The sequence below is a fragment of the Prauserella sediminis genome, from assembly GCF_014195435.1.
Lineage (GTDB): Bacteria > Actinomycetota > Actinomycetes > Mycobacteriales > Pseudonocardiaceae > Prauserella > Prauserella salsuginis.
Window position 1 is genome coordinate 42,320 of record NZ_JACIBS010000001.1, and the last position, 18,161, is coordinate 60,480.

Below are 18,161 nucleotides of genomic sequence, written 5' to 3' on the forward strand. Positions count from 1 at the left end.
TGACACCGACAGCACCACCCGGCCCCGCCCGCGGCGGGGCGCCCACCACGGGCCTAGGTGAGAAGGAGCCGGCCATGGCCGAGCAGAACACCCCGGAGAACACGACGCACGTGCCGGCGCCCAGCGAGGTGCCGCACACACAGGCCGCTTCCACGGTTCCCGCGGCGGAACCGCACCCCGAGCGCTGGGGCCGCATCGACGACGAGGGTGCGGTGTTCGTCCGCGCCTCCGACGGTGAACGGCAGGTCGGCGTGTGGCAGGCGGGCACGGCCCAGGAGGGCCTGGTCCACTTCGCGCGGCGGTTCGACGACCTGCGCACCGAGGTGGAGCTGCTGGAGACCCGCCTCTCCTCCGGTGCCGGCGACCCGAAGCAGGCGCTCAGCAGTGCCACACACCTCAAGGAAGGCCTCCCCGACGCGGCGATCGTCGGAGACGTCGACGCCCTGGCGGCGAAACTGGACGCCGTGATCGCACACGCCGAGCAGGCCGTCTCCCAGGTGAAGGAGAAGCGGGAGCAGGCGCGCGCCGAGGCCGTCGCCCGCAAGCAGGAGCTCGCCGCGGAGGCCGAGCAGATCGCCGCCGAGTCGACCCAGTGGAAGTGGGCCGGCGACCGCCTCAAGGCGATCCTCGAGGAGTGGAAGACGATCAAGGGCATCGACCGCAAGACCGACGACGAACTGTGGAAACGGTTCTCGAAGGCGCGGGAGGCGTTCAACCGCAGGCGCGGCTCGCACTTCGCCGAGCTGGACAAACAGCGGGCCACGGCGAAGCGGCGCAAGGAGGAACTCATCGCCGAGGCCGAGTCGATGACCGAGTCGACCGACTGGGGCCCGACCGCCGCGCGGTACAAGCAGCTCATGGCCGATTGGAAGGCCGCGGGCCGGGCGCCGAAGGACGCCGACGACGCGCTGTGGCAGCGGTTCCGCGCCGCCCAGGACGCGTTCTTCTCCCGCAGGGCGGCGGCGTTCTCCGAACGGGATGCCGAGTTCGCCGAGAACGCTTCCCGCAAGGAGGAACTGCTGGTCGAGGCGGAGAAGATCGACCCGTCGGCGAACCTGGAGGCGGCTCGCTCGCAGCTGCGGCGCATTCAGGAGCAGTGGGACGAGATCGGCAAGGTGCCACGGGAACGCATCCGCGAGCTCGACGGCAGGCTCAAGGCGGTGCAGGACCGCGTGCGCGGGGCCGAGGACGCCAAGTGGCGCCGGACCGACCCCGAGGCGCAGGCGCGCGTGGCGCAGTTCCGCGAGAAGGTGGAGCAGTTCGAGGAGCAGGCCGCCAAGGCCCGCGACGCCGGGGACGACAAGCGCGCGGCGAAGGCCGAGCAGCAGGCCGCGCAGTGGCGCGAGTGGTTGTCGGCGGCCGAGGCCGCGATCGCCGACCGCTGATCCGGCTGCGCCGGGTGACCGCGGCCCTGCTCACCGGGGCGCGGTCACCCGGACGCCGAAGCCGGTCCGTCGACGCCGGGCCCGGGCCAACCAGCCGGTCAGGCGATACCGGGGCGAGTGCCCGTCAGGAGCGCGACCACGCGAGGCGCGTCCACTGCACAGCGAGCACGACGACGCAGATCCACATGACGATCATGCCCGCACCGGGGCCGGTGCCGGCGTGACCGCTGACGGGTGACGACTGCTGCGACCAGATGGCCAGCAGGCCGTCCACCGACGAGACCCAGCAGCCGACCGTGCAGATCCAGCTGAGCCACCAGCGACGGGTCACGAGGGCGGCGGCCGAGGCCAGCACAGCGAACAACGCGCTGGTGGACACGAACAGCAGCGGGATCGCGCCGCCTTCACCCGCGAACATGCGCCAGCCGGGCTCGCCGCCGGCCCATGGCAGCAGGATCGCGATGAGCGCCACGAACACGACGACGGCGATCGTGAACCCGGAGCGCCCGGGCTCGATGGTCTTCTCGGCCTTGGAGAGGGTGGCGTCGACGTCGGCGCCGAGTTCTTCGACCGCGGGGTCCCGTTCGTCGTCGGTCACAGTCCACATCCCGTCGCCGTGGTCGTCGCGGCGGCTTCCGCGGCTTCGGCGGGGCGGCCGAAGCTCGGCAGGCCGAGGCTGACGCCGTCGGTCTTGGGCCGCTGCCCCGCCTCGGCGTTGTCGCCCGCGCGGGTTCTGCGGTGGCTGAGCAGGTCGCCGTCGGCCACCAGGTGGTGCGGCGCGGCGTAGGTCACCGTGGTCTCGACGATGTCGCCGGGCCGCACGGCCGTGTCGATCTCCGGACCGGTGGGCGTGAAGTGCACGAGCCTGCCGTCGCGGGCGCGTCCGCTCATGCGCCGTGTCTCCGCGTCCTTACGGCCTTCACCTGTGGCGACGAGGAGTTCCACCCGCCTGCCGACCTGCTTGCGGTTCTCCTCCCAGGAGATCTCGTCCTGCAGGGCGACGAGCCGCTCGTACCGCTCCTGCACGACCTCCTTGGGCAGCTGACCGTCGAGTTCGGCGGCGGGCGTTCCGGGCCGCTTCGAGTACTGGAACGTGAACGCGCTGGAGAACCGGGCGCGGCGCACCACCTCGAGCGTCTGCTCGAAGTCCTCCTCGGTCTCCCCGGGGAAGCCGACGATGATGTCGGTGGTGATCGCGGCGTCGGGCATCGCGGTGCGCACCTTGTCCAAGATGGACAGGAACCGTTCCGACCGGTACGAGCGGCGCATCGCCTTCAGGATGCGATCGGAACCGGACTGCAGTGGCATGTGCAGCTGGTGGCACACGTTGGGGGTCTCGGCCATCGCGTCGATCACGTCGTCGGTGAACGCAGCCGGGTGCGGGGAGGTGAACCGCACGCGCTCGAGCCCGTCGACCGAGCCGCACGAGCGCAGCAGCTTGCCGAAGGCGTGCCGATCGCCGAATTCGACCCCGTAGGAGTTGACGTTCTGGCCGAGCAGGGTCACCTCGAGCACGCCCTCGGCGACCAGCGCCTCGACCTCGGCCAGGATCTCGCCTGGCCTGCGGTCGCGTTCCTTGCCCCGCAGCGACGGCACGATGCAGAACGTGCACGTGTTGTTACAGCCCACCGAGATCGACACCCAGCCCGAGTAGGCGGAGTCGCGCCGGGCGGGCAGCGTGGACGGGAACGTCTCGAGCGCCTCGAGGATCTCGACCTCGGCCTCGGCGTTGTGGCGAGCGCGTTCCAGCAGTGTCGGCAGCGACCCGATGTTGTGGGTACCGAACACCACGTCGACCCAGGGCGCCCGCTTGACGATCTCGCCGCGGTCCTTCTGCGCGAGACAGCCGCCGACCGCGATCTGCATGCCGGGCTTCTCGTTCTTACGGGCGCGCAGATGACCGAGGTTGCCGTACAGCTTGTTGTCGGCGTTCTCCCGCACGGCGCACGTGTTGAGCACGACGATGTCGGCGGCGTCGCCCTCGGCGGCCGCGACGTATCCCGCGTCCTCCAGTTGTCCCGCGAGACGCTCGGAGTCGTGGACGTTCATCTGGCAGCCGAAGGTGCGGATGGAGTACGAACGGGTCACGTCACCAGGGTAATCAGGCATCTAACGGGCACCTCGGTGGGCCGGATCGGGCTCGAGTGGATAGGCTCCCGCGAGCAGCTCCGGTCACGCGCCGTAGGCGACCCGGGGCGAAAGATTGCGATTTGACTTAAATGGCGCACCGGGATTGACCCGATGGTGTTCAATCTCGGGGTTGCCGGACATGCTCGTCGAACCGGCAGCTCACCGTTATGGAGGCAAGATTTGAGTACCGAGGCGTCCGGCTCCGGCGGCGCGTCCACGGGCACCACCCCGCCGATGATCAAGGCGGCGTCCGTGGACAAGTACTTCGGCGACCTGCACGTACTGAAGGACATCAATCTCGAGGTCCCACGCGGGCAGGTCGTGGTCGTGCTGGGACCGTCCGGGTCGGGTAAATCGACCCTCTGCCGCGCCATCAACCGCCTCGAGCCGATCAACTCGGGCACGATCGAGGTCGACGGCGAACCGCTGCCGGCCGAGGGCAAGGCGCTCGCTGCGCTGCGCGCCGACGTCGGCATGGTGTTCCAGCAGTTCAACCTGTTCTCGCACAAGTCGATCGTCGAGAACGTCACGCTCGGCCCGGTCAAGGTGCGTAAGGCCTCGCAGAGCGAGGCTCGCGAGACCGCGATGGAGCTGCTCGAGCGCGTAGGCATCGCCGACCAGGCCGACAAGTACCCGGCACAGCTCTCGGGCGGCCAGCAGCAGCGCGCGGCGATCGCCCGCGCGCTGGCGATGAAGCCGAAGGTGATGTTGTTCGACGAGCCGACCTCCGCACTGGACCCCGAAATGGTGCAGGAGGTGCTCGACACGATGACCTCACTCGCCGACGAAGGCATGACGATGGTCGTCGTCACGCACGAGATGGGCTTCGCCCGCCGGGCCGCCCACCGCGTGATCTTCATGGCCGACGGCGAGGTCGTCGAGGATTCCACACCGACCGACTTCTTCACTGCGCCGAAATCGGACCGCGCGAAGGACTTCCTCGGCAAGATCCTCACCCACTGATCGCACATCCGGCCCCGCGATACCCCTGCCGGGGCCTGTCCCGACACCCGCCGGAGGCGGGCGAACCACCTGGCAACGGAAGGAACACGACATGCGTTTCAGCCGAGTACTACGTACCGGCGCCCTGGTGGCGGCGGTCGGCCTGACGCTCGCAGCCTGCGGCCAACCGAACAGCGAAGAGGACGCGAACAAATCGCTCGTCCAGCGCGCCGAGGACAACGGTTCGCTGACCATCGGCGTCAAGATCGACCAGCCCGGCCTCGGCCTGAAGAAGCCGGACGGCTCGTACGAGGGCTTCGACGTCGACGTCGCCACGTACGTCGCCAAGGAGCTGGGCGTCGAGGAAGGCGACATCGAGTTCGTCGAAACGCCGTCCGCCCAGCGCGAGAACATGATCCAGAAGGGCGACGTCGACATGATCGTCGCCACCTACTCGATCACGCCCGAACGCGACGAGGCGGTCGACTTCGCAGGCCCGTACTTCCTGGCCCACCAGGACCTGCTCGTGCGGAAGGGCGACGACTCGATCCAGGGTGCCGAGGACCTCAACAAGAACAAGAAGCTCTGTTCGGTCAAGGGATCGACCTCGGCGCAGAACGTCCGCGACGACTTCGCCCCGAAGGCACAGCTGCAGGAGTACGGCGGCTACTCCGAGTGCCTCACCGGCGTCGAGAACGAGGCCATCGACGCGATGACCACCGACGACACGATTCTCGCCGGTTACGCCGCTCAGCAGCCCGGCAAGTTCCAGCTGGTCGGCGCCGAGCTCAGCAACGAGAACTACGGCATCGGCCTGCGTGAGGGCGACGACGAGGGCAAGAAGGCACTCGACGAGGCGATCCAGAAGATGATCGACTCCGGCGAGTGGAAGAAGGCCGCCCAGCAGCACTTCGGGCCGGCCGGTTACGAGGTCCCGGAGGCGCCGACCGTCGGCGAAGTGGTCGAGTAACTGACCTGAGACAGACACCGATTCGAGCTCGGGCCCGCCTCAACGGGGTCGGCCCGGGCTCGTTCGGTCTCCGGAGGAGCACCACGTGTTCGATTTTCTGACCGAGTACGACATACTCGGCGCTTTCTGGGTCACCGTCCAGCTCACCGTGTATTCGGCGATCGGTTCGCTGCTCTGGGGAACCATTCTCGCCGGTATGCGGGTCAGCCCGGTCCCCATCATGCGGGCATTCGGCGGGGCCTACGTCAACATCGTGCGAAGCATCCCGCTGACCCTGGTCATCATCTCGATGTCCCTCGGTCTCAACCAGACCCTGGGGGCGGCGCTGGGCGGGGATGTCCTCACTACGATCAACTTCCGGCTCGCCGTCCTCGGCTTCGTGCTGTACACGTCGACGTTCGTGTGCGAATCACTGCGCTCGGGCATCAACACCGTCCCGGTCGGACAGGCCGAGGCGGCGCGGGCTCTGGGCCTGAACTTCGGCCAGGTCCTGCGCATGATCGTGCTGCCGCAGGCGTTCCGGTCCGTGATCGGTCCGCTGACCAGCGTGCTGATCGCGCTGACCAAGAACACGACGGTGGCCAGCACTATCGGCGTCGCCGAAGCCTCGCTGCTGATGAGCGAGATGATCGAGAACGAGAGCGACGTCATCGGGCTGGTCTTCATGACCTTCGCGATGGGCTTCGTGATCCTGACCCTGCCCATCGGGCTCCTGCTGGGCCGGGTCGCCAAGAAAGCGACGGTGAAACGATGAGCGCTCCCTCCGTCCTCTACGACGTCCCCGGGCCGAAGGCCAAGACGCGCAACGCCGTCTACACGGTGCTGTTCCTTCTCGCGCTCGCCGGTGTCGGCTGGTGGATCATTGCGACGCTGGCGGAGAAGGACCAGCTCACCTGGCAGAAGTGGGGTCCGTTCTTCACCGAGGGCCAGGTGTGGACGACCTTCATCTTCCCGGGACTGCTGAACACGCTCATCGCCGCGGGGCTGGCGATCGTGATCGCGCTGCCCATCGGCTCGTTGTTCGGCATCCTGCGACTGTCGGATCACGTGTGGATCCGCGTGCCCGCCGGAACCGTGGTGGAGTTCTTCCGCGCCGTTCCGGTGCTGATCCTCATGTTCTTCGCCAACGAGTTCTACTCCGAGTACACCGACGTCGACTCGGACTACCGGCCACTGTTGGCCGTGGTCACGGCGTTGGTGCTGTACAACGGAGCCGTGCTCGCCGAGGTGGTGCGTGCGGGCATCCAGTCGCTGCCCACTGGCCAGACGGAGGCGGCCAAGGCGATCGGCATGCGCAAGACGCAGACCATGACGAACGTGCTGCTGCCCCAGGCCGTCACCGCGATGCTGCCGGCAATCGTCAGCCAGCTCGTCGTGATCGTGAAGGACACCGCACTGGGTGGTGCCGCGCTGGGCTTCAGCGACCTGTTCAGCCAGATCCGACCGATCTCGAACAACTACTTCGCGAACACGATCGCCACCCTGACGATCGTCGCGGTGATCTACATCCTGTTGAACAACCTGCTCACGGCCGCCGCAGGCTGGCTGGAGAAATGGTCCCGGCAGCGAAAGACGAGCTCCGGCACCGTGGTGAAGCCGCTCGACGACGGTAACAACGAGTTGTAGTCACTCCGCCCGGTTCGCGTCCGAGTGTGGGCCTGCGACTCCAGGCCACGACCGCGAAGGGCCACCTTCCCCCAGCCCGGGAAGGTGGCCCTTCTGCTTTTCAATCGACTGAACCTCACGAATATCCACGTTCGATTCAAGATAACCGGAACGAGGGACTTCACGCGGCACAACCCTTGCGTAGCATCGAAATCGTTTCGTCGAGATTCCGATGAACGAAGGGCGAATCGTGAACAATACTCATAAAACGCGACGCGGAGCACCCCCGCTCGGCATTGTCACACTCGATGGCGCTCTTTTCCTCGCCGGCGCACGCCGGCACGAACACCCCGTTCGGCGGGGGAAACTGCAAGGGCAGCCTCAAGGGGCACACCGCCTCGGACAACATGGGTGCGCGGGAACGGCTCACCATCTCCGCCGAATGTAGTAAAGATCAGCACAACCTACTGCAGATCAAGACCGAGTTCACATACTTTGCCGTCCAGGGCAATTCGAAACACTATTTCGTCAGCGCAGCCAAAGGGAACAACGTAGCGTACGGCGCGGAAGGGGCGCACTCCATGCTGGTTCGGGCCGACGCCCCCACCAAGTACGCCGAGTACTGCGCTTCGGCCGTCGTTACCTATATCGGACTGTCAGGAAGCGGGAACACTGTCACGATGACACAGGAGTCGGGGCTCGTCTGCTGGAACTGAACACACCGAGGGGAACAAGAACCGGTCGAGAATGATCACTGCCGCGTCACAGTGAAGGTGATGTTCACAGCCCCTGCCCACAGAAGGCCTTGACCTCCACGGAGCCGACATTACCTACGACCCGGGCCCGACCCTGTGATCAGCAATTCCCATCCGATCGCCATGCCGGAGCAGTCAGGGCCACCGCGATCGGGGACCCTGACTGCTGACTCGTCTTCGGAGGAGTAGCCCCACACGGGGTGGTCAGTCCGGGGTGGCGTCGTCGAGCGGGGTCGATTCGGCTCCGGCGTTGCGGAGTTCCTCGCGCACGACGCCGTAGGACAGGCCCTGCGGATAGCCCTTGCGCGCCAGCATGCCCAACAGCCGACGCGTGGCCTTCTGCTCGTCGACACCCGTCATCGTCCGCAGCTTCTTGCGGACGAGCTCCCGCGCACGCTCCTCCTCGGCGCGGGCATCGATCTCCCCCGCCGCCTCCGCAGCCACCTCGCTGTCGACGCCCTTGCGCCGGAGCTCCGCGACCAGCGCGCGCCTGCCCAGACCCTGATGGGTGTGCCGGGATCGCACCCAGGTCTCCGCGAACGCCGCGTCGTCGATCAGCCCGGCATCGTCGAGCTTGCGCAGCAGCTCGTCACAGACCTCGCCGTCGAAGCCCTTCCGCGCCAGCGCCGACCGCAGTTCCTCCTTGGTGCGAGGGCGAGCGGCCAGCAGGTCGAAGCAGACCTCCTTGGCCTTGCGCCTCGCCTCCTCCGGCGGAAGCTCGGACACCGGGGTGCGGGCGCGCGACCGTCGCGCACCCGTCGAATCCGGTTCGCTCACCGGCAGACCCCTCAGAACTCGACGGGTGCAGGCTCGGCCGCGGCCTCCTCGGCGTCGACCTTGGCACCGACCCCGAGCTTCTCCAGGATCTTCTTCTCGATCTCGTTGGCGACGTCCGGGTTGTCCTTGAGGAACCGCCGCGAGTTCTCCTTGCCCTGGCCGAGCTGGTCACCCTCGTACGTGTACCAGGCACCGGACTTGCGCAGGATGCCCTGATCGACGCCCATGTCGATCAGCGAGCCCTCACGGGAGATACCGACGCCGTAGAGGATGTCGAACTCGGCCTGCTTGAACGGCGGGGCGACCTTGTTCTTCACGACCTTCACGCGGGTGCGGTTGCCGACCGGCTCGCCACCGTCCTTGAGCGTCTCGATCCGCCGCACGTCGAGCCGGACCGACGCGTAGAACTTCAGCGCCTTACCACCCGTGGTGGTCTCCGGCGAGCCGAACATCACGCCGACCTTCTCGCGCAGCTGGTTGATGAAGATCGCGCTGGTGCCGGAGTTGTGCAGCGCACCGGTGATCTTCCGCAGCGCCTGGCTCATCAACCGCGCCTGCAGGCCGACGTGGGAATCACCCATCTCGCCCTCGATCTCCGCACGCGGCACGAGGGCGGCAACGGAGTCGATGACCACGATGTCGAGCGCACCCGACCGGATCAGCATGTCGGCGATCTCGAGCGCCTGCTCACCGGTGTCGGGCTGCGACACCAGCAGCGCGTCGGTGTCGACACCGAGGACCTTGGCGTACTCCGGGTCGAGCGCGTGCTCGGCGTCGATGAAGGCGGCGATACCGCCGTTCTTCTGTGCGTTCGCCACGGCGTGCAGTGCCACGGTGGTCTTACCGGACGACTCGGGGCCGTACACCTCGATGACCCGGCCGCGCGGCAGGCCGCCGATACCCAGCGCGATGTCGAGCGCGATGGCCCCGGTCGGGACGACCTCGACCGGCGGACGGGTGTCCTCGCCCAGTCGCATCACCGAGCCCTTGCCGAACTGCTTGTCGATCTGGGCCAGCGCCAGGTCGAGCGCCTTGCCCTTGTCCGGTGCACCCTTGTCCGATGCTGCTGCCATGGAACCCACCTCATTGGCCTTCGCGGTTGCTGTATCCGAAGTTGCTGTATCCGAAGTTGCGGTGTCCGGATCTGCTGTATCCGGGTCGTGCTCGTGCGCCGGCACCGAGTCGGTGCACGCATGCCGGGTCACGCGTGCCGGTCGCCGGGGGCCGACACTACGGGCGGGGTCCGACAGTCGGCGCGAGTCACGCTGAATCTGTGGACAGCCAACCCCGATGTGGACAACATCCTAGAGAACATCTGTTCGAGATCGAAAGCGACACCCCGATGCGATAGGATCTTTCGCTCTTCACCGGCGCTCGACGGGCACCTCGAACTCCGTGCAGACCTGCTTCCAGATCTCCTTCGCGGGAACCCCCGCCTCGAGCGCCTCCTCGACCGTCCGGCCGTCGAGACCGCTCAGCACGTGGTCCTTGGCCAGCATCTCCGCCCTGGTGGCGCCGAACTCGTCGGCCATCAACCGACGGAACACCGTGATCCGCATCGACGCCAGCGTAGCCGCGCCGCGGCGCCGTATCGTGGGCACCATGCCACCCGACTCCGGAATCGGCTCCACCGCACTCACCCTGGCCGCCATCGCGACCGTGACCGCCACACTCGTGGTACTGCTCGTGCAGATCCGGCGCAACCGGCGGAAATGACCACCGCTAACCACCGCGGCGCGCAGGACCGGACCCGGCCCGCACCCGGAATGTCGGTGACCGGCCGCATCATGGGGACGTGACCGACCGCGCGCTCGACCTCTTCTCCCCTGCGACCAGGGACTGGTTCGCCGGGGCCTTCGCTGCGCCCACCTCCGCCCAGGAGGGCGCGTGGCGGGCCGCGCACGCGGGTCAGCACGCGCTGGTCATCGCACCGACCGGCTCGGGCAAGACACTCGCAGCCTTCCTCTGGGCCCTCGACCGGCTGGCCACCGCACCGCCGCCGGAGGACGCCCAACACCGGTGCCGGGTCCTGTACGTGTCCCCGCTCAAGGCGCTCGCCGTCGACGTCCAGCGCAACCTGCGCTCACCGCTCACCGGCATCGCACAGGCCTCGCAACGACTGGACCTGCCTGCGCCGGACATCACCGTCGGCATGCGCACCGGCGACACCACCCCGGCCGAACGCCGGTCCTTCCAGCGCACCCCGCCCGACGTGCTGGTGACCACTCCGGAGTCGCTGTTCCTCCTACTCACGTCGTCGTCCAGGGAATCGCTACGGGGTGTCGAGACGGTGATCGTCGACGAGGTGCACGCCGTCACCGGTGGCAAACGCGGCGCGCACCTGGCGCTGTCGCTGGAGCGCCTGGACGACCTGCTCCCGACACCGGCGCAGCGCATCGGGCTCTCGGCGACGGTCCGTCCCGTCGACGAAGTGAGCTCGCTGCTCGCAGGCGGCAGGCCGGTCACGGTCGTCCAACCCGAGGCCGCGAAGACCGTCGAGGTGCGCGTCGAGGTCCCGGTCGAGGACATGGCCCAACTGGACGGCCCCGCACCGCAGCCCGAACCGGGCTCCCTCGAGGACGAGGTGCCCGCCGCAGGGGCACCGAAGCCGTCCATCTGGCCGTCGGTCGAAGGACGCGTGCTGGACCTCGTGCGCGCGCACCGATCGACCATCGTGTTCGCCAACTCGCGGCGGCTGGCCGAACGGCTCACCGCCCGGCTCAACGAACTCGCCGCCGAACGCACCGAACTCGAACCCGGCGACGAGTTCCCCGCCGAAGCCATCGGCGAATCCGGCCTGACCACCGGCGCCGAACCGACCGTGGCGAAGGCCCACCACGGTTCGATGTCCCGCGAGCAGCGCACACGCGTGGAGGAGGAACTCAAGACCGGCAGGTTGCCGTGCGTGGTGGCGACGTCGTCCCTCGAGCTCGGCATCGACATGGGCGCGGTCGACCTGGTGGTGCAGATCGAGGCACCGCCCACGGTCGCCTCGGGTCTCCAGCGCGTCGGACGCGCGGGCCACCACGTCGGCGCGGTCTCCAGCGGCGTGATGTTCCCCAAGTTCCGCGGCGACCTCGTCTCCTGCGCGGTCACCGCCGAGCGCATGGGATCCGGCGCGATCGAAGCGACCCGCTACCCGCGCAACCCACTCGACGTGCTCGCCCAGCAGATCGTGGCGATGGTGGCACTCGAACCGCGCACCGTCGACGACGTGGCCACCACCGTGCGCAGGGCCGCGCCGTTCGCCTCCCTGCCGGACGACGCCCTGCACGCCGTCCTCGACATGCTGGCCGGGCGCTACCCCAGCGAGGAGTTCGGCGAACTGCGCGCCCGCATCACCTGGGACCGCGTCACCGGCGAACTGCAGGGCAGGCCCGGTGCGCAACGGCTGGCCGTCACCTCCGGCGGCACCATCCCCGACCGCGGACTCTTCACCGTGATGACCCCCGGCGACGACGGCGACCGGCCGGCAGGCGCTTCCGGCAGCGCCGATGTGCCCTCGACGGGAAGACGTGCCTCGGGCAGTGCCGATGTGCCCTCGACGGGAAGACGTGCCTCGGGCAGTCGCGTCGGCGAGCTCGACGAGGAGATGGTCTACGAATCCCGCGTGGGTGACACCGTCCTGCTCGGCACCTCGTCGTGGCGGATCACCGACATCACCCACGACCGCGTCATCGTCGTTCCCGCACCCGGCGTCCCCGCACGCATGCCGTTCTGGAAGGGCGACGCGCCCGGCAGACCCCTCGAACTCGGCAGAGCCCTCGGTGCGTTCCTGCGCGAGGTGTCAGGAGCCCGCGACGACACCGCCCTGCGACGCGCGGCCGACGCGGGCCTCGACGAGCGCGCGGCCACGAACCTGCTCGCCTACCTGCGCGAACAGCGCGAGGCCACCCGCCACGTGCCCAACGACCGGACCCTGCTGCTCGAACGGTTCCGCGACGAACTGGGCGACTGGCGCGTCGTGGTGCACTCGCCGTTCGGCGCGCAGGTCAACGCGCCGTGGGCGCTGGCGATCACGGCGAGGCTGCGTGAGACACGCGGCGTGGACGCCCAGGCGGCCCATTCCGACGACGGCATCGTGTTGCGCCTTCCCGACGCACTCGACGCCGACGGCCAAGAGATCACGCTGACCGGCGAGGACGTGCTGCTCGACCCGGACGAGGTGGAATCACTCATCGTCACCGAGGTCGGCGGATCGGCACTGTTCGCCGCCCGGTTCCGCGAATGTGCGGCGCGGTCGCTGCTGCTGCCGCGGCGCAACCCGGGCAGGCGGAGTCCGCTGTGGCAGCAACGGCAACGCGCCGCGCAACTGCTGAGCGTGGCGGCCAAGTACGAACGCTTCCCCGTCGTGCTGGAGGCGATGCGGGAGTGCCTGCAGGACGTCTACGACGTGGACGGGCTGCGCGAGCTGATGACCGATGTGCGCAGCCGCACGGTGAAGCTCGTCGAGGTGGAAACACCGTCGGCGTCGCCGTTCGCGCGCAGCCTGCTGTTCGGCTACGTCGGCATGTTCCTCTACGAGACCGACGCGCCGCTGGCCGAACGCAGGGCTGCGGCCCTGTCGCTCGATTCGACGCTGCTGGCCGAACTGCTCGGCACCGAGGCGGTCAGGGAGCTGCTCGATCCGGATGCCGTCGCGGACGTGGAACGCGGGCTCCAGCGGCTCGACGAGGACCGCCACGCCCGCGGCCCGGAGGACACCGCCGACCTGTTGCGCTTCCTCGGGGACATGACGGCCGACGAGGCCGCGGCGCGCGGGGTGCGGCGCGAATGGCTGACCGAACTGGTCGAGAGCCGCCGCGCGATCGTGGTGCGCATCGCGGGCGAGGACCGCTACCTGGCGATCGAGGACGCAGGGCGGGTGCGGGACGCACTGGGAGCGGCCCTGCCCGTCGGCGTACCCGAGACGTTCACCGAACCGGTCGACGACCCGCTCGGCGACCTCGTCACCCGGTATGCGCGCGGGCGCGGGCCGTTCGCGGCCGCGCGGCTCGCCGAGCGGTTCGGCATCGGCACGGCCGTCGCCACGGGTGTGCTCGACCGGCTGACCGCCGACGGCAGGCTCGTCCGCGGCGAGCTGAGCCCGCAACCCCACGCACCCGGCGGAGTCGAATACTGCGACGCCGCTGTGCTGCGGCGGCTGCGGCGCGCGTCCCTGGCGAAACTGCGGGCCGAGGTCGAACCCGTCGAACCGGCGGCACTCGGCCGGTTCCTGCCCTCCTGGCACGGCATCGGTGGCCGGCTGCGCTCGGCGCCGACCGCCGACGACGTGCTGTCCGTCGTGGAACAGCTCACCGGGGCGCCCCTGCCGGCCAGCGCCGTCGAATCGCTGATCCTGCCGAGCAGGCTGCCCGGCTACCACCCGGCGCTGCTGGACGAGCTGACGACCGCGGGCGAAGTCGTCTGGGCGGGCTGCGGCGCGCTGTCCGGCGGGGACGGCTGGGTCGCGCTCGCACCGGCCGACGTGGCCGACCTGCTCCTGCCCGACGCCGACGACGACGTCGCCGAGGCGGGCCCGGTCCACGCGGCCGTGCTGTCCGCGGTCGAACACGGCGCACTGTTCTTCCGCCAACTCGTCGACCGCGTGACGCCGCTGCTCGACGCTCCCCCGGACGACGCCGACGTCGTGGCCGCACTGTGGGACCTCACCTGGGCCGGCCTCATCGCCGGTGACACCCTCGCGCCGCTGCGTGCCCAGGTTTCCGGTGGCGGCGCGGCGCACAAACCCCGCAGGTCCGCACCACGCGGCCGCTACGCCCGCATGCGCGCGGGCAGGCCCGCGATGCCGTCACGCACCGGACCGCCCACCGTCGCGGGCCGGTGGGGGCTGACGCCGCCGCGGGAGACCGACCCGACCCGGCGAACCCACGCGCGCACCGAGTCGTTCCTCGAACGGCACGGCGTCCTGACCAAGGGAGCGCTCGACACCGAACGCGTCACGGGCGGCTTCTCCGGCATCTACAAGGTGCTGCGGAGCATGGAGGACTCGGGACAGGTCATCCGCGGCTACGTCGTCGACGGCCTGGGCGCCGCGCAGTTCGCCGCGCGCGGAGCCGTCGACCGGCTCCGCGCGGCGTCCGACACCTCCGGAACGCGGGACACGCAGGGTGCGGTGGTGCTCGCGGCAAGCGACCCCGCCCAGCCCTACGGCGCGGCGTTGCCGTGGCCCGAGCCGCTCGGCACCACCAAACACCGGCCCGCACGCAAGGCCGGGGCACTGGTCGTACTGGTCGACGGCGTCCCCGCGCTCTACGTCGAACGCGGCGGCCGGTCCATGCTGTCGTTCACCGAACACACCGAGTCGCTGCGCCAGGCGGCAGAGGCGCTCTCGGCCGCGGTCAGGGAGGGATGGCTGGGCAAACTGCAGGTACAGCGCGCCGACGGCGAACAGGCGCTGACCTCGCAACTCGCGGACGTGCTGCGGGAGGCCGGTTTCCGCGCCACCCCGAAAGGCCTGCGGTTGCGGGCCTGATCGGCGGCGGCCGGAGCGGTCCTAAGCTGGCATCCCGACGAACCCGGTGCGGACAGGGCCGCACGCGAGCAGCACGAGCCCGGCGGAGGACGACTGGCGATGGCCGTACGCGAACTGCGGTATTTCGGTGACCCGGTACTGAAGAGCGTGGCCGATCCGGTGAACCGGTTCGACGACACGACGAAACGGCTGGTCGACGATCTGCTGGACACCGTCGACATGCCCGGCCGCGCCGGACTGGCCGCGCCGCAGATCGGGGTCGGGCTGCGCGCCTTCAGTTACCGTCTCGACGGCACGGTCGGTTACGTGCTGAACCCCGAGATCGTCGAACTGGCCGAGACCACCCACGACATCGACGAGGGCTGCCTGTCCGTGCCCGAACTGCGCTACCCCGTGCGGCGCGCCACCTACGCCGTCGTACGTGGTGTGGACCTGCGCCAACAGCCGGTCACGGTCGAAGGCGACGGAGTGACGGCACAGTGCCTGCAACACGAGGTCGACCACCTCGACGGCATGCTCTACCTGGACCGGCTGGCGACCGAGCAGCGTCGCTCCGCACTGCGGGACATGCGCTCCCGCGACTGGTTCCGCCTCCGCTGACCTTCCCGGTTCACCGGGGCCTCCCGGCCACGCCACGTCAAGCTGACACGCCCGAACACCGCGTGCACGGCCAGTGGTGCGCACCACCATCCGCCACCGGGGGACTCCCTGACCAGCGAAGATCAGAAAGGTTGTCTCGACCTGCTGTGCGCATTGCCACTCGCACGTGACGCCCCCGTTGCCGGTTCGTAACCTGTCACCACCCCGACAGCCCACCCCGAGCAATCCCGAGGCAGGTCCCCATGGCAGGCCGACATCGCGCGGCGAACCCGCGCGCCCGAAAATCCCGAAGACCCACCCCCGGCGACTCCCCGACGCCGCATGAGCAGCCCGGCGAACGATCCCGACGTTCGTGGCCGCTGCCCGTCGGACTGGGGCTGGCCGCCGCGGCCCTGCTGGGTGCCACCGTGTCGATCACGGAAGGGCTCACCGGCTCCGGAGCCGAACCCACCAACGCGGCGCTCGCCATGAGCGCCCCCACGGCGTCGTCGACCTCGTCGGCTCCGACGACGTCGACGACCGACAAGCCCACCCCGAGCAGCACCACCTCGAAGCCGAAACCCGAGCCGACGCCGTCCACGACGACGCCTACGACCACGCGGAAGCCATCTCCTCCTCCCCCGCCGCCGACGCCGGAGCCCGAACCGTGCTCGACGGAACTGGAGGGCACGCAGCCGCACGTGGCCCAGGTGGGAAACCACGTGCTCACGAAGTTCGAGGTCGACTCGGTCGGCGGCGTCGCCAGCCGATCCGGGGCGAGCGACCACCCGAGCGGACTCGCACTGGACTTCATGACCACCGGCACCACCGGTGACCAGATCGCCGAGTACATCCTCGCCAACCAGTCCGAGTTCGGCGTGACGTACGTGATCTGGGAGCAGCGGTACAACGACGGCAGTGGCTGGTCGTACATGGAGGACCGGGGCAGCGACACCGCGAACCACTACGACCACGTGCACGTGTCGTTCGAGTCCTCCGCCGACGTGGACGTCACCTGCTGACACGTCACGTGACCCGCATCCGTGACGCCGCGGTGGGCGCCGACACCGGTGCCCACCGCGGCGCTCACGTCGGCCGGTGCGCAGCGGTCCGAGCGTCCCGGTCTCGCGTCCGCGCACCGCGACGACCCTCCGGCTGCACGGCGTCCCGGAACACCACGGCGGATCGAGACCACGGCGAATCGAGCACGGCGGCAGCGCGAGCGCCACGGCCACACGAACATCACGGCCACACGAACATCACGGCCACACGAACACCGGCTGTACGAACACCAGCCACTCGAGCACCGGCTACTCGAGCACCACGGTGACGTGAGCACCGCGGCTTGCGCACCACGACTTGAGCACCGCGGCATCCCGGAGAGCACCCGGACGTCCGGAACGGCGCAACGATCGGGCGCCGGAACGATGGGACGGCGGAGGACTCCGGCATCGACTTCAGTACCGGGGTACGAGGTCGATCACGGTGCCGTCCGGATCGAGAAGCCGTCCCGCTCCGCGGCGGGTCGCGCCGAGCAGGCACAACCGGTCCGCTTCCGCGGCGAACTCATCCGGTGCGTCCGACGCGGACCGGCTTGTCCGCGCGGCCGACGCTCCCGGGGCTCCTGTGGCCGAGGCTCCTGTGGCCGGGGCTCCTGTGGCCGGGGCTCCTGCGGTCGGGGCTCCTGCGGTCGGGGCTCCTCTGGTCGGTGCTCCTCTGGTCGGTGCTTCGGTGGCCGGTGCTTCGGTGGCCGGTGCTTCGGTGGCCGGTGCTTCGGTGGCCGGGGCTTCGGTGGCCGGAGCAGCAGAGACTCCGGGCGTTTCCGGGGTTTCGGGCATCGGTCCGGGCCTCTCCGTCCCCGTTGCCGTCGCCGTGGATCCACGGCCGCTCGCCGGCACGGTCAGTTCGAGCCGGCAGCGAGGAGTCACCGGCGGGCACGGGTCGGCCGACAGCAGTTCCAGCCAAGGACCCCTGCCTTCGGGAGCACGCAGGCTGACGAGCTCGGGGGCGGTCCGCACGGTCGGCCACCACGTGGCACCGGACCAGAACTCGGCCAGCCGGTGGGGGTCGGGCGATTCGATCACCACCGCGGCGAGTGCGCCGGTGGCGGTGTACTCGCCGCGTGGTTCGAGGACACAGAACTCGTTTCCCGCCGGATCCGCCAGCACATACCAAGGCGCCGGAACAGGGCCCGCGTACTGCCCGATGTCGATGTGTACGGCACCGAGTCGTATCGCTCTGTCCACAATGGCTTGTTGCGTACCGCGGCCGGTTCCGCCGTCACCGTCGGAGGCGAGATCGAGGTGGATCCGATTCTTGGCGGACTTTTCCGCCGTGGCACCAACGATGTGCACCGTGGGGCCGTCCGGGAGCCGGACCCGCAGCCGGCCGCCGTCGTGGCGGCCGCCGTCATGACCGTCACCGACGAGTTCGCCGCCCAGCAAGGCGGCCCAGAACTCCGCAACCTCCCGTGGCCGTTCGGCTTCGAACACCACTCCGGGCATCCCGTTCACCACACACCTCCGTCGTCCCGGCGACATCTG

15 protein-coding genes are annotated in these 18,161 nt (G+C 69.4%); 9 read left to right on the forward strand and 6 right to left on the reverse strand.

The window, feature by feature from the left end:
- Positions 1 to 74 precede the first annotated feature (74 nt).
- Entirely contained in the window at positions 75 to 1,385 is a 1,311-nt protein-coding gene (locus FB384_RS00185) for a DUF349 domain-containing protein (protein WP_183778018.1), read from the forward strand.
- A 124-nt stretch (positions 1,386 to 1,509) separates the two neighbouring features.
- Here the strand turns inward: FB384_RS00185 and FB384_RS00190 are convergent, their stop codons facing one another.
- Both FB384_RS00190 and miaB read right to left on the reverse strand, forming a co-directional pair.
- Positions 1,510 to 1,992 carry an Rv2732c family membrane protein gene (locus FB384_RS00190; protein WP_183778020.1) on the reverse strand — a complete coding sequence of 161 codons (483 nt, stop codon included), beginning with the start codon at positions 1,990 to 1,992 and terminating at the stop codon, positions 1,510 to 1,512.
- Positions 1,980 to 3,494, reverse strand: a complete 1,515-nt coding sequence (gene miaB, locus FB384_RS00195; protein WP_183778022.1) for a tRNA (N6-isopentenyl adenosine(37)-C2)-methylthiotransferase MiaB — start codon at positions 3,492 to 3,494, stop codon at positions 1,980 to 1,982. The genes FB384_RS00190 and miaB overlap by 13 nt, the downstream gene beginning before the upstream one ends.
- Before the next feature lie 255 nt (positions 3,495 to 3,749).
- Between miaB and FB384_RS00200 the strand changes: the two genes are divergently transcribed.
- The 5 genes from FB384_RS00200 to FB384_RS00220 all read left to right on the forward strand — a co-directional run bounded on the left by FB384_RS00200 (position 3,750) and on the right by FB384_RS00220 (position 7,748).
- On the forward strand, positions 3,750 to 4,478 hold the full coding sequence (locus tag FB384_RS00200) for an amino acid ABC transporter ATP-binding protein (RefSeq protein ID WP_183784726.1): 729 nt from the start codon (positions 3,750 to 3,752) through the stop codon (positions 4,476 to 4,478).
- 91 nt (positions 4,479 to 4,569) lie between these two features.
- Positions 4,570 to 5,427 carry a glutamate ABC transporter substrate-binding protein gene (locus tag FB384_RS00205; RefSeq protein WP_183778024.1) on the forward strand — a complete coding sequence of 286 codons (858 nt, stop codon included), beginning with the start codon at positions 4,570 to 4,572 and terminating at the stop codon, positions 5,425 to 5,427.
- An 85-nt stretch (positions 5,428 to 5,512) separates the two neighbouring features.
- Positions 5,513 to 6,181 (forward strand): amino acid ABC transporter permease, encoded by a 669-nt coding sequence (locus FB384_RS00210; RefSeq protein ID WP_183778026.1) that lies wholly within the window; start codon positions 5,513 to 5,515, stop codon positions 6,179 to 6,181.
- Complete coding sequence (locus FB384_RS00215) at positions 6,178 to 7,053, forward strand: amino acid ABC transporter permease (RefSeq protein WP_183778028.1); 876 nt, start codon at positions 6,178 to 6,180, stop codon at positions 7,051 to 7,053. The genes FB384_RS00210 and FB384_RS00215 overlap by 4 nt, the downstream gene beginning before the upstream one ends.
- A gap of 287 nt (positions 7,054 to 7,340) precedes the next feature.
- On the forward strand, positions 7,341 to 7,748 hold the full coding sequence (locus FB384_RS00220; protein WP_183778030.1) for a hypothetical protein: 408 nt from the start codon (positions 7,341 to 7,343) through the stop codon (positions 7,746 to 7,748).
- 243 nt (positions 7,749 to 7,991) lie between these two features.
- Here the strand turns inward: FB384_RS00220 and FB384_RS00225 are convergent, their stop codons facing one another.
- The 3 genes from FB384_RS00225 to FB384_RS00235 form a co-directional block, all read right to left on the reverse strand.
- Complete coding sequence (locus tag FB384_RS00225) at positions 7,992 to 8,513, reverse strand: regulatory protein RecX (protein ID WP_183784728.1); 522 nt, start codon at positions 8,511 to 8,513, stop codon at positions 7,992 to 7,994.
- Between the two features lie 62 nt (positions 8,514 to 8,575).
- The gene (gene recA, locus FB384_RS00230; protein ID WP_183654841.1) at positions 8,576 to 9,637 is read right to left on the reverse strand and encodes a recombinase RecA; all 1,062 of its coding nucleotides are present in this window, start codon (positions 9,635 to 9,637) and stop codon (positions 8,576 to 8,578) included.
- 291 nt (positions 9,638 to 9,928) lie between these two features.
- Positions 9,929 to 10,123 carry a DUF3046 domain-containing protein gene (locus FB384_RS00235; RefSeq protein WP_183778032.1) on the reverse strand — a complete coding sequence of 65 codons (195 nt, stop codon included), beginning with the start codon at positions 10,121 to 10,123 and terminating at the stop codon, positions 9,929 to 9,931.
- A gap of 236 nt (positions 10,124 to 10,359) precedes the next feature.
- Here FB384_RS00235 and FB384_RS00240 point away from each other — a divergent pair, with 236 nt between their 5' ends.
- The 3 genes from FB384_RS00240 to FB384_RS00250 all read left to right on the forward strand — a co-directional run bounded on the left by FB384_RS00240 (position 10,360) and on the right by FB384_RS00250 (position 16,640).
- Positions 10,360 to 15,039, forward strand: a complete 4,680-nt coding sequence (locus FB384_RS00240; RefSeq protein ID WP_183778034.1) for a DEAD/DEAH box helicase — start codon at positions 10,360 to 10,362, stop codon at positions 15,037 to 15,039.
- 99 nt (positions 15,040 to 15,138) lie between these two features.
- On the forward strand, positions 15,139 to 15,639 hold the full coding sequence (gene def, locus FB384_RS00245; protein ID WP_183778036.1) for a peptide deformylase: 501 nt from the start codon (positions 15,139 to 15,141) through the stop codon (positions 15,637 to 15,639).
- Between the two features lie 407 nt (positions 15,640 to 16,046).
- Positions 16,047 to 16,640, forward strand: coding sequence for a hypothetical protein (locus FB384_RS00250; RefSeq protein ID WP_323985075.1), 594 nt, complete (start codon positions 16,047 to 16,049; stop codon positions 16,638 to 16,640).
- A gap of 435 nt (positions 16,641 to 17,075) precedes the next feature.
- Here the strand turns inward: FB384_RS00250 and FB384_RS00255 are convergent, their stop codons facing one another.
- Positions 17,076 to 18,122: a VOC family protein gene (locus FB384_RS00255; RefSeq protein WP_228726076.1), complete on the reverse strand. Its 1,047-nt coding sequence runs from the start codon at positions 18,120 to 18,122 to the stop codon at positions 17,076 to 17,078.
- Positions 18,123 to 18,161 lie beyond the last annotated feature (39 nt).